This window comes from Paenibacillus sp. FSL R5-0928, from assembly GCF_037970385.1.
Classification (GTDB): Bacteria; Bacillota; Bacilli; order Paenibacillales; family Paenibacillaceae; genus Paenibacillus_AQ; species Paenibacillus_AQ odorifer.
The window spans coordinates 3,553,368-3,568,436 of record NZ_CP150225.1; the positions used below are offsets into that span (position 1 = coordinate 3,553,368).

Sequence of the window (15,069 nt, forward strand, 5' to 3'; positions counted from 1 at the left end):
ATGATTATCAATAGATTGGAGAGGGTTGGAAAAAATGTTCAGTTTAAAACGGATCTCTTTTGCCGGAATCGCCTTAATCATGATGGTGATGCTGTACGGGTGTGGGAATTCAGGTCAGGAGGCTAAAGGAGATGTTGAATTACCGGTGAATCCGGTTAGAATTGCCGATGTATCCGGCTCAACGGAAGAACTTCTGGTGCTTGGATATAAACCTGTTATTACTGGGAATACAGATATGGCTAATTCATTAGAAATCACTCCTATTCTCAAAAAAGAACTGCCTGATGTAACTCCCGCTGGATGGTTTCAGACGGAAGTCAACTTAGAAGCGATCATTGCAGCAAGCCCTGATTTGATACTGGCAGGACCTACCCAAGAAAAAATCTATGATCAACTAAATATGATTGCTCCAACAGTGAGGGTGCCTTATGGCTTTAACGCTTTTAGAGAGCGATTTGCATTTGTTGCGGAGGTGCTTGATAAGAAAGCGGAAATGGAAGCGTGGTTGAAGGTCTATGATCAACGTGCTCTACTACTACATGATCAAATCACTGAGATAACCAAGGAAGAGACGTTTGCGGTAATCGAAGCTACAGAGAAAGAAATACGCATCTATTCCCGCACAGGTATTGCGGATATGATTTTTAATGATCTAGGATTACCCATCGCTCCAGGTACACCGGAGCCAGATCCATGGGGAGGGAAAGTGACAAGTCTAGAAGCACTGTCCACCTTTAATCCAGACCATATCATTTTATTATCCGATAATGACCAGAATGTTCTTGACCAAAGCAAGGTCTGGAGCAATCTGAAAGCTGTAAAATCGAATAATATATATCGTATGACAAGCAGACAAAATTATAATGAGGCTTTCTTTGCTTTAGGAAAAGAAGCATTGTTGGAGCAAATAGCCGAACAAATCAAGGAACATATCAAACAGTAAAGGATAATTTAATCTTTTCTCGAATAATCTCTGAGTTGCAATGATTATTATTTGAAGGGATGATTAAATTGAAGCAAGGGATATTAGTTTTTCTAAATGGAACTTCAAGTTCCGGAAAGACCTCCATATCGACTGAACTGATAAAACAGAAAGAGATTCCTTTTTATCATTTATCAATTGATGATTTTTTTAATAATTACAATGATTTTATTAATAATAAATTTCCAGATGAACCTACAAGAGAAATAGATCATCAAGTCGTTTCCCAAATATTGGATGATTCCATATTCTCAGTGTACCATTCGACAATTAAATTGTTATCAGAATTTGGTTTTAATGTAATAGTAGATACCGTAATCGACAACGATAAGAGGTTTAATGTGTTTCTTGAGCAATTTTTCGATCACCCTACGTTATTTATAGGTGTAATATGCTCGAAAGAAGAACTCATAAGAAGAGAGCAAACAAGAGGAGATAGAAAGATTGGACTAGCAGCTTCACAGTTTAGCAAAGTATATTGCTTTGATGAATATGACCTCGAAGTAAATACGGAAGAGATGAATTCATTAGAATGTGCTGAAAAGATATTAAGTTTTATTAAGTCCAATAAGGAATACTCGGTATTTAAGAAATTAAGTAAAAGAAATGTTAGTGTTTCCTAGATGGTGTATCCAGATAACACCATATTCAAGCCTTGGGGCTATCACCCCTCGGGCTGCCGAGGGATTTCGGATAAATACGGGATAAATCCCGGCAATCTTGTGAAACAGTTTGCTTCTTCTGTACTGTTGACTTCAAAACAAGAATCGAACCTTTAAAGAATACTAAGATAACAGTTGCAAATAACCCACCAGTCACAACTGGTGGGTTATTACATTTACATATGAAGATAAACACAAATCCCTCAGAATTTATTCTATCTCTCGACTACTGTTTCTCCTTCAATTAACACAGGTTGATAATAAGTATTGTTGGGAAGATCCTTTTTTCCTTGTAATTTTTTAATGACCCAATCCGCTGCATCACGGCCCATAGTTTCTTGGGGATGCGTTAAAGTGGTCAGTTTGATGTTCGCATTTTGGGCAATATAGGAGTTGTCCTGGCCAATAATTGATAATTCCTCTGGTATAGAAATGTTCAGCTGTCTGCAAGCATTGACCACTTCCAAACCAACCTCGTCGTTGTAGCAGACAATCGCAGAGAGGGTATCTCTATTTTTATTTAGGAAATCCTTCAGGTTTGTAGCTAAGGTTTGTTTGGTCTCGGTGTTGAACGAAAATATTTGCTCTGGATAAAACCGCAATTTAGCTTCTTCGAGGGCTTTGATATAACCCTTCATTCGATATTTGCCTTGTAAATCATCCATTTTTGCGATAAGTCCAATTTGAGAGTGGCCTTTGGAAATCAATTCTTTTGTTGCCAGATAACTGGACTGCACATCGTCAAGACAAAGGAAGGGGAGCTCTATTTCCTCATAAAAAGCATTAATCATAATGAGTGGAATATCTTGCTCCTTAAACGACAGATAATACGCAATATTGGGATTATACAGATTACTTTTCGTAGGTTCAATAATTAAACCATCTACGCCGTAGGACAACATCATTTCGAGAGCTTTTTTTTCTTGCGCAACATCGTTATTGGTACTAGCCAATAATAGAGAATAGTTATCCTCATTCATTCGGCTTTCAATCCCCCGGATAATAGAAGGGAAGATGTAGTCAGAGATATACGTCGTAATTACACCGATCGTCTTCTTATGTGAACTCCCGCCGGTCTTTGTGCGATATTGGTTGCTGACATACGTGCCAGAACCTTTTTCGCTGCGGAGGAATCCTTCGTTGGATAGCTCTAAAATGGCTTTTCTAACAGTCTGTCTGCTAACCTCGTACAAGGACTGCAAGGCAGACTCCGTAGGAATTTGTTCGCCTACATTGTAATCTCCTGAAAGGATCTTGCTTTTTATATCCTCTATAATCACTTGATACTTTGGTTTCATGTAATTCCTCTTTCCATACTTGTTCGCTTTTTGATTCGTTCATTTCGTTAAGTTGTATGTACAAATTATAGCATGACTACGAATTAAATATAAAGGGGCTCTTTTTTTATGAAAAAATGTAAATATTTCGTACCTTTAGATCATCATAAACAAACTAAGTACGGAGTTAAATTATTATCATCTCCATATTTGTATGTATATATAACTATTTTATTGACAAATGTACGTACAAAAATTTATACTAAAGCTGTTAATTAAGAAAGCGAATTCTTTTATATTAAAAAAGCGCTGTCAGAGAGGTGACTAACGTGATATCGAATCGATTAAGCATCGAAGAAGCAATCAATAAGGGAGAAACTTCGCTAGGGATTGAATTTGGATCCACGCGTATTAAAGCAGTACTTATTGATCATAGTTTTCAAACGATCGCTTCTGGAAGTTATGAATGGGAAAATCAATTGAAAGACGGCTTTTGGACGTACAGCCTAGAAGATATTATCAAAGGTCTACAAGATGCTTATCGTGAGATGAAGCAAGAAGTTCAACAAAATTACGGAATCACCCTCCAAACCGTTGGTTCAATCGGGTTTTCTGCAATGATGCATGGATATATGGCTTTTGACGAACAGGATCAATTGCTCGTTCCGTTCCGGACTTGGCGTAATGCAACAACTGGTAAGGCAGCCAAAGAATTGACGGATGTATTTAAATTCAATATCCCGGAACGTTGGAGTATTGCTCATCTTTATCAGGCGATCTTAAACAAAGAAGAACATGTGCCGGAGATTCGGTTTGTTACGACGTTGGCAGGATACATTCATTGGTTATTGACCGGCAACAAAGCACTTGGTGTTGGGGATGCTTCAGGTATGTTCCCGATTGATGAATCCATAGGGAATTATAATGAATCCATGATACAACAGTTTGATGAGCTTATTGCTGGCAAAGGTTATTCGCTGAAGACCAGCGATCTTCTTCCTAAGGTGTATGTTGCCGGTGAGCAAGCGGGTCTATTAACCGAAGCAGGAGCCAAAATTCTGGATCCATCATTGCAATTACAAGCTGGGATTCCGCTTAGCCCTCCAGAAGGGGATGCGGGAACCGGTATGGTTGCTACCAATAGTGTAAGAAAACGTACCGGAAATGTCTCCGTAGGAACCTCTGTTTTTGCCATGATCGTATTGGAAAAAGATCTTTCCAAGGTTTATCCGGAAATTGATATGGTGACTACACCAGACGGAAGTCCGGTAGGTATGGTTCATGCTAATAACTGTTCAAGTGACCTTAACGCCTGGCTCGGATTATTCCGTGAGTTCTATGAAGCAATGGGGCAAAACGTAGAAGCTGATAAATTGTACAGCGTACTGCTGAATAAGGCTTTGGAAGCAGACGCAGATGCGGGTGGATTGCTCAGTTACGGTTATTTCTCGGGTGAGAACATTACGGGGTTAGAAGAAGGCCGTCCGCTATTTGTACGTTCGCCTGAGAGCAAATTTAATCTGGCTAACTTTATGCGTGCACATTTGTTCAGCGCCTTTGGTGCTTTGAAAATTGGAATGGACATTTTGACGAAAGAAGAGAATGTAGCCATAGATAGTATTTTAGGACACGGCGGTATATTTAAGACTCCGGTTGTTGGCCAAAGAATGATGGCAGCTTCACTGAATGTTCCTGTTTCCGTAATGTCGACTGCTGGAGAAGGCGGCGCATGGGGAATGGCTATTCTTGCCTCATACATGATGAGCAAAAATCAGGAAGAAAGCTTGGAAGACTTCCTCGATCAAAAAGTGTTCAAAGATGTAAAGGGAGAAGAAATTCATCCCGATGCAACCGACATTAAAGGGTTTGAAACCTTTATCGAACGTTATAAAAAAGGTCTGGCGATTGAGCAATCCGCTGTTGATAATTTAGTCTGAGAATGGAGGGACCAAGATGTTAGAACAACTTAAAGAAGAGGTTTTTCAAGCCAATCTGGAATTGCCGAAACATGGACTTATCAAGTATACATGGGGAAATGTGAGTGCAATTGATCGCGAAAGTGGATTATTCGTAATCAAACCTAGTGGTGTAGATTATGAAACAATGAAAGCCAGCGATATGGTAGTCGTTGATCTGGATGGCAATGTGGTTGAAGGGGAAATGAGACCTTCCTCCGATACACCTACTCACGCAGTACTTTATAAACATTACTCCGAAATTGGCGGAATCGTGCATACACATTCCACTTGGGCAACTATCTGGGCACAAGCAGGACTTGACGTTCCTGTAATGGGAACTACGCACGCTGATACATTCTATGGCTCCATTCCTTGTGCGCGTTTCTTGACGCAAGAGGAAATCGATCGGGGTTACGAAGCGGAAACAGGTAATGTAATCATCGAAACCTTTGAACAACGCGGGATAGATATTATGGCGGTTCCCGGTGTTTTGCTTAAAGGCCACGGACCCTTTACTTGGGGAAAAAATGCAAAATCCGCTGTAATGAACAGCGTAGTGTTGGATGAAGTATCAAAAATGAATTTATTTGCTAGAGAGTTGAACCATTTTGCGGAAGAATTGCCACAACGTATTCTAGATAAACATTACTTGCGCAAACATGGGAAAGACGCTTATTACGGTCAAAAATAATCAAACTACAAAATGATGAAAAGAGGATGAATATGTCAACAGCAGTAGCAAAAGAATTTTGGTTTGTCGTAGGTTCGCAACATCTTTATGGGGAAGAAGCATTGGCTGAAGTTAAAGCGCACGCACAAACGATGACAGATGCTTTGAATAAAAGCGGAGTTTTGCCTTACCCACTAGTATTGCAGGATTTAGCTGTCAGCGCAGATAAAATCACCAACATTATGAAAGAAGTTAACTATCGTGACGAAGTTGCCGGTGTCATCACTTGGATGCATACTTTCTCACCTACAAAAATGTGGATCCGCGGAACAAAAATGCTGCAAAAACCTTTGCTTCATCTAGCTACGCAATATAATGAAAGTATTCCATGGGCAACAATAGATATGGACTTCATGAATCTAAACCAAGCAGCTCATGGTGACCGTGAATATGGTTTTATTAACGCCCGTTTGAACAAACAAAACAAAGTGGTTGTAGGCTATTGGGAACGCCCTGAAGTTCAAAAGCAAATTGCAGAATGGATGGACGTAGCCGTTGCTTATAACGAAAGCTTCAATATCAAAGTTGCTCGTTTTGGTGACAACATGCGTAACGTTGGTGTAACTGAAGGAGATAAAGTTGAAGCCCAAATTCAATTTGGCTGGACGGTTGACTACTTTGGTATTGGTGACCTGGTTCAAGTCATTAATGAAGTTAAAGAAGAAGAAATCGATGGTTTGTTTGCTGAATATGCAGAGCTGTATGAATTCGACTATGGCACTAACAGCAAAGAAGCATGGGAAGCTAGCGTAAGAGTTCAAGCAAGCTATGAAATTGCTATCAAACGTTTCCTTGATCAAGGTGGCTACAATGCCTTCACCTCAAACTTCGAAGATTTACATGGAATGAAACAACTTCCAGGACTTGCTGTTCAACGTTTGATGGCACAAGGATATGGTTTTGCTGGAGAAGGAGACTGGAAGACTGCAGCTCTCGACCGCTTGCTTAAAGTGATGAGCCATAACCAATCCACTGGCTTTATGGAAGATTACACTTATGAATTGACGGTTGGACAAGAATCTATTCTTCAATCCCATATGCTTGAAGTAGATCCAACTTTGGCAAGCAACAAACCAAAAATCATCGTGTCTCCACTAGGTATTGGTGGCAAAGACGATCCAGCCCGTTTAGTATTTGACGGTAAAGCAGGAGACGGTGTAGTGGTTTCCATGGCTGACTTCGGTACGCATTACAAACTTTTGATCAATGAAGTGACTGCTTTTGAACCAACTGTTCCAGCTCCAAACCTTCCAGTAGCTCGTGTGCTTTGGAATGTTAAACCAAACTTCCAAGACGGGGTAAAAGCTTGGATCGAAAATGGTGGCGGTCACCACACCGTTGTTTCTTTAACTCTTACAACAGACCAAATTATTGCTTACGCAAAACTTGTTAACTTGGAATATGTAGTAATTAAATAATAGCAAAGCTTTATTACGATTAATAGGACTCCATTCCTCGACCTTTTCGAGGAATGGAGTCCTATTGTTTTGTTCGATATACTTCAATAAATGCGATAGTTTCCACTTAGGGCTAGTAAACTAAAGAAGTACAGACAGTTATCATAATAACGACGTTGTCCAGTTCGCAAAGGTGTATCCCAAAACAAACGGACAAAATGCTCTGCCTCCGGGCCATCCGAAGCAAGCGAAGCCATGGCGTTGGTTGCCAAAAGGCCTACCGGATGCAGCGCCGGTTCGTCGAATGCCTGTCCCTCAATAGTATACCGCCGGTAATTGGAAACTTCGATATTCCTAAAAAAAGCTTGAATCCGGTTACATTGATCGACCTGCCAGCTGTCCTTTTGGAACCATGCCCAGTCCAGACCGATATTAGCCGCAACCCGGTAAGCATCACTGAAAAAATGGCTGAAATCACCATGAGGCTGGGGTTCTGCCGGAGTGCCGTTAAAATTGGCATATTCGGGAGCGAGACCAGTTATAGGATGGCATGTAGTGTGTAGATATGTGCGGCTGGCTTCCGCCGCTTCTCGCCAAAATATATGGTCACCTTCATCAGCCCACAAAGCGAACAAATCATAGAAATGGGGGAGATGGTAAGATGGATCACTGAAGGTGGATTCCGGTACGAATTTAATCAGTTTCGTTTCCGCGTCCCACATTGAGTCACCAGCGCCTGTTTCAGTTTTATGTACACAAGCACGCAATATTATTCGAGCCTGCTCGGAATAATTATAAGGTGCCGGACCGTTCCCCCAACGTTTTGAGGCAAAAAACAAAGCCATGGCGAAAAACTCTTCCCCGTCCGGTGCGGGTCCTTGTGAAATTCTTGTACCGTCAGGCTTGCAGTGCCAAGCAAAGTAATCGGCATAACGGCCTTCTTTGTGCTGCATAAACGTCTTAGAGAAGTTCCATAAACGATCAAACTCATCTTTTTTATTCATTTGAACAGCCATCATCATCCCGTAGGACATTCCTTCAGACCTAACATCCAGATTACCTGTATCCAGAATATAGCTTTTATCCTCGTCCAGCGGATAGTAGATTCGTACGTTCGGATCTCCGTAAAACAAATCACTCCAAGTTTCTTCGAGTTTAGCGTTGATTTCATCTTCAGAAAAGCCAAACTCCTTAAATAAATTGCGATATTTCCCCGTATAAAAAGCACCTTGTTGTGTCATTGGCATGATATTTCCCCTCCTGTGCACTCCAGCATGCACTCCATTTCAATAAAAACTAAGGATGGATGGTTTGAATGGTGCCATCATCGTTGTATTTCAGCTCCGTATATTTTACAGATCGCTTGTTGTCAGCACCACCAGATAAAGAACTATCATGATAAAATAAATACCACTTCTCTTTAAACTGAACAATAGAATGGTGTGTTGTCCAGCCCAGGACGGGTGTAAGTATTTTTCCTTGATATACAAAAGGCCCAAGCGGATCTTTACTGATAGCGTATACAATATTATGGGTAGTTCCCGTGGAATAAGAAAGATAATAATAACCGTTATATTTATGAACCCATGGACCTTCAAAATATCTTCTCTCTTCATCTCCAGCAAGAATCGCATTTCCTTTCGTATCGATGATGGATATTTCTCTAGGCGCACCTTCAAAGCTCAGCATGTCCTCGCTCAGCTCCGCTACGATAGGTCCAAGAGCTGGTGCCGTTTCAGCCGGTCCCTCGGCATTCGCAACAAATGAGCCGGTTTGCCATTTTTCAAGTTGACCGCCCCAAAGACCCCCAAAGTATATATATGATTTGCCATTATCATCAACGAAAACAGCGGGATCAATGCTATAACTGCCGGGAATGTAGTTCGGTTCAGGTGTAAAGGGTCCGGAAGGTGAAGTTGAGGTGGCAACCCCGATTCGGAAAATATCATCATGGTCTCGGGCTGGGAAAAACAAATAGTAGGTATTGTTTTTGTATGCTGCATCCGGAGCCCACATTTGCTGTTTAGCCCATGAAACATCCTTCACATGAAGTACTTCACCGTGGTCGATACAAGGGGAGCCATCTCCATCAATAGACAGAACATGGTAATCCTCCATATTATATTGGTCACCGTTGTCATTAGAGATCATATCGTGATCCAGGTCATGAGAGGGATAAATATAAATCTTGCCTTCAAATACATGAGCAGAAGGATCCGCAGTATAAATATGAGTTACGAGAGGTTCATTGGGTTGCACTGGCGTTGTCAAGTCATTTCCTCCTATAAAGTTAATCGCTTACAAAGTTAATGGTATAAGAACTTTAGGACTCTGTATATATAGCAACTATAGTTTATACCCCACAAAGTTTAGATGTTGCTTCTTGACCTTGCAGACCCTTTCTCATTTATGCTGCCTCGCAATATTTTCTCTAGATAATCTGGTACAATAGAAATCTCCAAACTTTGACCTTACAAATACATTGAGGTGGGATTAACATAAGGGAATATAAATCATAATTTTACACAAGAATGAATGTTAGAGCGAAAGTCACCAAGTATTCCACATTATATTTTTTAAAAGATGAGGTTAGCTTAATGCAAAAAATTCAAAATTCTAGAATCTACTTTATAGGTATACATGTGCTTTTGTTAATCTTATTGTTCACCTCTTTGTATGCTTATTCCCCCTGGATTCGCATTAAAGTAAAGGAAATTATCATGCCTGCGGATAAAGTATATACAATCGCTCACCGTGGTGCTTCAGGATATGCTCCTGAGAATACAATACCTGCATTCGAACTAGCTATTGATATGAAGACCGATTATATCGAGTTAGACATTCAGTTAACAAAAGATCATGTTCCTGTTGTTATTCATGATGGGACCGTAAATCGCACCACGAATGCTAAAGGGTATGTAAAGGATTTTACTTTAGAGCAGATCTCAAAATTAGACGCGGGTTCATGGTTTAATGAACAATATCCCATGTTCGCTAGAGATAAATATGTAGATTTACGTATTCCGACACTAAAAGAGGTATTTGAAAGGTTCGGAAAAGAAGTGGACTATATGATTGAGATTAAAGATCCCACGTCGAATTCGAACATCGAGGGATTGTTAAATGAAGAAATCTTAAATTATGATCTGTCGGCTCATGTTGCTATACATTCATTTAGTGAAGCGAGTTTACGTAGATTCCATTCCATAAATCCAGCAGTCCCTCTTTATCAAATTGTATGGTATGATTTTCCTGTTTATAAAATATCAGAATCCTATGTGAATAGATTAAAAACTTATGCGGTAGGCATAAGTCCTAACTTTCAAAAAATAAATGCGGCATATGTCGCGCAGGCAAAAAATTCAGGGCTAAAGGTGTTTCCATATACTGTGAATTATCAAGTGAATATGGATAAAGCCGTAATTTGGGGTGTAGATGGTGTACATACAAATTTCCCTGACCGCTTTAGCGAAGTAATTAAGAATAATAAAAGGTAAAGGGATTTTCTGGACATAAATAAAGCTGTCGAGACTTTCTCGACAGCCGAAGAACCTTTATCCGAAGGTTCTTTTTTTACGGAAAAATAAAATATTTTTGATTCTTCGTATTACTGAAGAAGTCTTTTCTCGTGAAATTGTAGATGAAGCTCCCGTACTTGTTCTGCAAGATCCGGTACAGGGCCATCTACGAACGCATCGTGAATAACCTCTTGAATCCTTAAATTACGGACGGGTGATGCTGCAATTCCCATATCATTTAACCACGCCGATAATTGCTTCGAGGAACTGGCATATACAATTCGTCCTAAACGAACCCAACCGTGTGCCGCTGCACACATAGGGCAATGTTCTCCGGAGGTATACACTGTTGCCTGCTTACGTTCTTCCAGTGTCATATTCTGAGCTGCCCAGCGGGCTAAAGCGAATTCGGGATGCTGAGTATGGTCACCGCTACCTACATGGTTGCGGTCTTCCGCCAGCACTTCTCCACTTGCTGATACAAGGACTGAACCAAAGGGTTCGTCCCCAGCTTCTAGTGCAATTCGGGCAAGTTCAATACAACGCTTGAGATGTTTTATATCCGTGTCGTTTATCATGATAGTAGAACCTCCTGGATTTTAATTTATAGATAAGTTTCATGAATAGTAGGCCTGAGCCTGTTTGTTCACCACATTCTTCTATGTTAGCATGTAAAGTATTCGATGAAAAATATATCATGCAATATCAAGCTAGGGAGGATATATAAAAATGAAGCACCCATTTGTATTGAACGCCGTATGGAACGGTGGCCGTAACAGTGACGGAACTATTGAAGCTGGACAGCTTAAGACTCAAATCTCCATTCCGAAGGAAATGGGAGGACCCGGAGTAGGAACGAATCCGGATGAGATGCTTTTGGGAGCAGCAGCAACCTGTTATCTCATTACACTTGCAGCAATGCTGGAGCGGGCAGGGCTCACGACTTCAGAGCTGACGTTAACCTCAGAGGCGACGGTCGATGTAACGAATAACATTTTTACATATGAAGCCATCAAACATTCACCCCTAATCACCCTTACCAAAGATGCGTCACAGGACGATATCGATAAAACCATCCGTATTGCCCATAAAGCAGAAGGCTCCTGCATGATCTCCAGAGCCGTTGCAGGAAATGTAGAAATCACGACAGAGCCAACGGTGCTGACTGCAAGCCTATAAAATTGAGTCCTAGGTAATCAGAGAGGAGACGTTAACTTTGAATGTTGAGTTATATAAGGATTTGATCAAGGATGATCGCGGAAATTATTACGTAGCTGTACAAAAAGAGAGCAATGAGCTGACTTTGGTAAACGCAATGCTAGAGCGGTCTTACCAAGAGCTGTGGGAATTTAATGAAGCTTTCAAAGAGAAGTACGCGGAATACGAGCATCAGTTCATCGGCAAAATGATTATGGATAAGCTGCGGCACGATGTTGTTTTTGCCTCCAAAGAAGACGGCCATGGCCAAATGTATGATCTGGCCGCGGTTGCAGTTGATTACAAGCTTATTTTTATCGATATGATCGAATTTTACCGAAACCCTCGAGTAGGACTTAATCATGACAAGAACATCCATTAAGCTTAGTGTATTAGATCTCGTACCTGTTTTTAATACGGTGGATGCTATTACCGCATTGGGACAAGCAGTGAAGCTGGCTCAGACAGCAGAAAGACTGGGATATTCTCGTTATTGGGTTGCTGAACATCATGATATGCCGGGATTAGCATGTACCTCTACGGAGGTGCTTTTATCGCATATTGGAGCGAAAACAGCACACATTCGCCTTGGCTCAGGGGCTTTATTGCTGCCACATTATAAGCCGCTAAAGGTGGTGGAAGCATTTCATTTGCTGGCCAGTTTGTACCCGGGACGCATCGACCTTGGATTAGGCAGAGCTCCCGGCGGTACTGCTGAAGTAAGTTTAGCACTGAGTGGCAATTTTCTCGAAAATGTTTGGAAAATGCCAGAACTGCTTAAAGGAGTCACTGAATTATTGCAGGGCAACTATTCCTATGAAGGACGTTCAATAACCGCCCGGCCGGTCCCACCCGTATCTCCAGAGCTATGGCTGCTGGGTACAAACAAGAAAAGCGCGGTATATGCTGCCGAGTTTGGAGCAGGTTATGTGTTCGGCCAGTTCATGAGCGATGTAGCAGGGGAGGAGGTTTTGCAAGCTTACCGTGAAACATTTACTCCTTCTTCACTTTCTCCTGAACCGCGGGCCATGGTTGCTGTTGGCGTCATTTGCGCCGAGACTGAGGAAGAGGCAGAGCGATTGGCCTCATCTGGTACGGCATTATTCCAACAAGAAGGTTCTGCCGAAGCGAAGTCTGAGCCCTTGGAACGCAAGCTGCTGGTAGGTACTCCGGAAAGTGTTAAAGGTAAGTTGGAACGGTTATCTCTTTTGTATGGAGTTAATGAATTCATTATCGTTACCATGATTCCAGATTATGAGAAACGATTGCATTCGTTCGAACTGCTTGCCCAAGCGTGCTGGAGTTCTTAATAAAGGAGGTCCATATGTATGAAGTCTCATACCTCTGATCAAATTAAAATCCCACCAGGATTTTGGGCTGGATTAAGTCAATTAGGGATAACTGCACAAGATGTAGCCAGCAAAGCAAATCTTCCACTTAGCCATCTCAGAGAGTCAGAAGTCACCACTGCTCAATATTTCGCAGTCTGGCAGGCATATAACGATCTCATTGGGGATACTGCCGAAGGAATCATTAAGCTTGCAACCGTCTTTGAAACCACACAATATCCGCCGACGGTTTTAGCAACATACCATGCTAAGGACTATCGCGATGCTCTTAACCGAATGGTACGATACAAACAAATGTGCCCTCCTGAAAGCTTGCGTATTACCGAGGAAGGCGAGCTATGTACAATCGAATTGGAATGGCAGCATCCCGGGCATTCTGGTCCACCGCTGCTGCTCGGCCTCACTTTGGCATTTCTTCTAGAACTCGGACGGCGAGGCACAGGTCTACCTTTGACAGCACAGCTTGTCGAGTTTTCACAGCCTATAGGAAATGTAAAGATTCTTGAAGCTTATTTCGGTTGCCGAATTCAGATAGATGCTCAATATAATCGTTTGACGTTGCGTCGAAATGATTTGAATCATCCTTTTATCTCGTACAACGAAGAGTTGCTGGAGATTCTGACTCCCGTTTTGGACCGGACGCTTGCTGAACAGAAGGGCACACGCTCTATAACCGAGAGGGTCAAATGGATCATGAAACGCAGCTTCAGCGGAGGACGCCCTGACATTCAAGCTGTTGCGAAGGTATTAAGTATGAGTGACCGTACCTTGCAACGCAGGCTTACTGAAGAAAACACAAGCTTCAAGCAATTGCTGACACAAGCTAGACATGAGCAAGCACGAGAGTATCTGGCAGATCCTTCGCTTGATATTAAAGAAGTGGCTTTCTTGATTGGATATGAAGACCAGAACTCGTTCTACCGTGCCTTTCGTCTTTGGGAAGGTGATACTCCTTCAAATTGGCGTAATGAACATTTAGGTTTAAACACGATACCCTCTTCATAAAGACAGTATTTTCAGAGTTTTATCATTGGCGTGTTAAACAAGAACTTTGGCGCAATCCGCTAGTTACTGAACAACCCCGGTACGATAATATAATCCTAGCCGGCACACAGGACTGTTCTTAAAATGACAACTACTCAGCACGCCGGGATAAAAGGAGAAATGTAATATGGATATGGGATTAAATAATAAAACAGCTTTAATTACAGGATCAACAAAAGGTATTGGTAAAGCAATCGCCATTGAACTCGCTAAAGAAGGAGTTAATGTACTAATTAATGGACGGAATTATGATCAGGTAGAACAGACTGTAAATGAAATAAAGTCGAATTTCCCGGCTACCTCTCCACAAAATGCTACAGCGGATATTGTGGATATTGCGCAAAGAGAAGCCTTATTCGAAAAATACCCTAATATAGATGTTTTAGTTAATAATATGGGTATCTATGAAATTATGAAATATGAGGACGTTGACGACGAAATATTTGAAAAATACATCCGTACTAATGTCCTTGCTGCGAATGGATTAACAAAATTCTATTTACCTAAAATGTTACAAAAAGATTATGGCCGAATTCTCTTTATTGCTAGTGAAGAAGCCATTATGCCTTCAGGCCAAATGCCTCAATATGCAATGACCAAATCAATGTTATTATCATTGTCAAAAAGCTTATCTAAGTTAACGATAGGAACTGAAGTTACAGTCAATACGATCATGCCAGGACCAACACTATCTGAAAATGTGCATCAAATTATTGATGGGATATACTCCAATGAGGATATGACTTTTTCAGAAAAAGAAAGAAAATTCATGACTACAAATCTTCCTCAATCTGAAATACAACGATTTATTAAACCTTTTGAAATAGGCAGACTAGCAGCATTTGTATGCAGTCCTTATGCCTCTGCATTTAAAGGTTCTCCAATTCGCATGGATGGGGGAATGGTGCCGACTATTTTTTAAGCGTACTCTAAAAGGATATAGATAACGATACAA

The 15,069-nt window shown here is 41.1% G+C and carries 15 protein-coding genes; 11 read left to right on the forward strand and 4 right to left on the reverse strand.

Annotated features, from left to right (window positions below):
- The first annotated feature begins 34 nt into the window (after nt 1-34).
- Together MKZ16_RS15980 and MKZ16_RS15985 are read left to right on the forward strand one after the other, a co-directional pair.
- Nucleotides 35-943: an ABC transporter substrate-binding protein gene (locus tag MKZ16_RS15980; RefSeq protein WP_076105699.1), complete on the forward strand. Its 909-nt coding sequence runs from the start codon at nt 35-37 to the stop codon at nt 941-943.
- Between the two features lie 68 nt (nt 944-1,011).
- Nucleotides 1,012-1,605, forward strand: a complete 594-nt coding sequence (locus tag MKZ16_RS15985; RefSeq protein ID WP_076105700.1) for an AAA family ATPase — start codon at nt 1,012-1,014, stop codon at nt 1,603-1,605.
- A gap of 254 nt (nt 1,606-1,859) precedes the next feature.
- Here the strand turns inward: MKZ16_RS15985 and MKZ16_RS15990 are convergent, their stop codons facing one another.
- Nucleotides 1,860-2,942 carry a GntR family transcriptional regulator gene (locus MKZ16_RS15990; protein ID WP_036677364.1) on the reverse strand — a complete coding sequence of 361 codons (1,083 nt, stop codon included), beginning with the start codon at nt 2,940-2,942 and terminating at the stop codon, nt 1,860-1,862.
- Between the two features lie 308 nt (nt 2,943-3,250).
- Here MKZ16_RS15990 and MKZ16_RS15995 point away from each other — a divergent pair, with 308 nt between their 5' ends.
- From MKZ16_RS15995 to araA, 3 genes are read left to right on the forward strand one after another with little or no spacing between them, the layout of a single operon-like run.
- A complete protein-coding gene (locus MKZ16_RS15995; protein WP_076105701.1) occupies nt 3,251-4,858 on the forward strand; it encodes an FGGY-family carbohydrate kinase in 1,608 nt (535 codons plus the stop codon).
- Between the two features lie 16 nt (nt 4,859-4,874).
- Complete coding sequence (locus MKZ16_RS16000) at nt 4,875-5,570, forward strand: L-ribulose-5-phosphate 4-epimerase (RefSeq protein WP_036677359.1); 696 nt, start codon at nt 4,875-4,877, stop codon at nt 5,568-5,570.
- 32 nt (nt 5,571-5,602) lie between these two features.
- Nucleotides 5,603-7,027: an L-arabinose isomerase gene (gene araA, locus MKZ16_RS16005; protein WP_076105702.1), complete on the forward strand. Its 1,425-nt coding sequence runs from the start codon at nt 5,603-5,605 to the stop codon at nt 7,025-7,027.
- Nucleotides 7,028-7,110: 83 nt separating this feature from the next.
- Here araA and MKZ16_RS16010 read toward each other — a convergent pair whose 3' ends face one another.
- Complete coding sequence (locus MKZ16_RS16010; RefSeq protein ID WP_076105703.1) at nt 7,111-8,253, reverse strand: glycosyl hydrolase family 8; 1,143 nt, start codon at nt 8,251-8,253, stop codon at nt 7,111-7,113.
- 49 nt (nt 8,254-8,302) lie between these two features.
- Nucleotides 8,303-9,277 (reverse strand): glycoside hydrolase family 43 protein, encoded by a 975-nt coding sequence (locus tag MKZ16_RS16015; RefSeq protein WP_076105704.1) that lies wholly within the window; start codon nt 9,275-9,277, stop codon nt 8,303-8,305.
- A 260-nt stretch (nt 9,278-9,537) separates the two neighbouring features.
- Here MKZ16_RS16015 and MKZ16_RS16020 point away from each other — a divergent pair, with 260 nt between their 5' ends.
- A complete protein-coding gene (locus tag MKZ16_RS16020; protein WP_081386592.1) occupies nt 9,538-10,503 on the forward strand; it encodes a glycerophosphodiester phosphodiesterase in 966 nt (321 codons plus the stop codon).
- A gap of 110 nt (nt 10,504-10,613) precedes the next feature.
- Here MKZ16_RS16020 and MKZ16_RS16025 read toward each other — a convergent pair whose 3' ends face one another.
- A complete protein-coding gene (locus MKZ16_RS16025; protein WP_076105706.1) occupies nt 10,614-11,102 on the reverse strand; it encodes a nucleoside deaminase in 489 nt (162 codons plus the stop codon).
- A 151-nt stretch (nt 11,103-11,253) separates the two neighbouring features.
- Here MKZ16_RS16025 and MKZ16_RS16030 point away from each other — a divergent pair, with 151 nt between their 5' ends.
- From MKZ16_RS16030 to MKZ16_RS16050, 5 genes are all read left to right on the forward strand, one after another.
- Nucleotides 11,254-11,703, forward strand: coding sequence for an OsmC family protein (locus MKZ16_RS16030; RefSeq protein WP_076105707.1), 450 nt, complete (start codon nt 11,254-11,256; stop codon nt 11,701-11,703).
- A gap of 37 nt (nt 11,704-11,740) precedes the next feature.
- Nucleotides 11,741-12,103 carry a hypothetical protein gene (locus MKZ16_RS16035; RefSeq protein WP_076105708.1) on the forward strand — a complete coding sequence of 121 codons (363 nt, stop codon included), beginning with the start codon at nt 11,741-11,743 and terminating at the stop codon, nt 12,101-12,103.
- Nucleotides 12,084-13,031 carry an LLM class flavin-dependent oxidoreductase gene (locus tag MKZ16_RS16040; protein ID WP_076105709.1) on the forward strand — a complete coding sequence of 316 codons (948 nt, stop codon included), beginning with the start codon at nt 12,084-12,086 and terminating at the stop codon, nt 13,029-13,031. Before MKZ16_RS16035 ends, MKZ16_RS16040 begins: the two co-directional genes overlap by 20 nt.
- An 18-nt stretch (nt 13,032-13,049) precedes the next feature.
- Nucleotides 13,050-14,075, forward strand: a complete 1,026-nt coding sequence (locus MKZ16_RS16045; protein WP_038571075.1) for an AraC family transcriptional regulator — start codon at nt 13,050-13,052, stop codon at nt 14,073-14,075.
- A 166-nt stretch (nt 14,076-14,241) separates the two neighbouring features.
- Nucleotides 14,242-15,036, forward strand: coding sequence for an SDR family oxidoreductase (locus tag MKZ16_RS16050; RefSeq protein WP_076105710.1), 795 nt, complete (start codon nt 14,242-14,244; stop codon nt 15,034-15,036).
- Nucleotides 15,037-15,069: the final 33 nt, after the last annotated feature.

Coding starts and splice junctions, on each gene's coding strand:
- MKZ16_RS16010 (WP_076105703.1), bottom strand. CDS start 8,253: ATGCCAATGACACAACAAGGTGCTTTTTATACGGGGAAATATCGCAAT.
- MKZ16_RS16000 (WP_036677359.1), top strand. CDS start 4,875: ATGTTAGAACAACTTAAAGAAGAGGTTTTTCAAGCCAATCTGGAATTG.
- MKZ16_RS16030 (WP_076105707.1), top strand. CDS start 11,254: ATGAAGCACCCATTTGTATTGAACGCCGTATGGAACGGTGGCCGTAAC.
- MKZ16_RS16045 (WP_038571075.1), top strand. CDS start 13,050: ATGAAGTCTCATACCTCTGATCAAATTAAAATCCCACCAGGATTTTGG.
- araA (WP_076105702.1), top strand. CDS start 5,603: ATGTCAACAGCAGTAGCAAAAGAATTTTGGTTTGTCGTAGGTTCGCAA.
- MKZ16_RS16025 (WP_076105706.1), bottom strand. CDS start 11,102: ATGATAAACGACACGGATATAAAACATCTCAAGCGTTGTATTGAACTT.
- MKZ16_RS15980 (WP_076105699.1), top strand. CDS start 35: ATGTTCAGTTTAAAACGGATCTCTTTTGCCGGAATCGCCTTAATCATG.
- MKZ16_RS16050 (WP_076105710.1), top strand. CDS start 14,242: ATGGATATGGGATTAAATAATAAAACAGCTTTAATTACAGGATCAACA.
- MKZ16_RS16040 (WP_076105709.1), top strand. CDS start 12,084: ATGACAAGAACATCCATTAAGCTTAGTGTATTAGATCTCGTACCTGTT.
- MKZ16_RS16020 (WP_081386592.1), top strand. CDS start 9,538: ATGAATGTTAGAGCGAAAGTCACCAAGTATTCCACATTATATTTTTTA.
- MKZ16_RS15990 (WP_036677364.1), bottom strand. CDS start 2,942: ATGAAACCAAAGTATCAAGTGATTATAGAGGATATAAAAAGCAAGATC.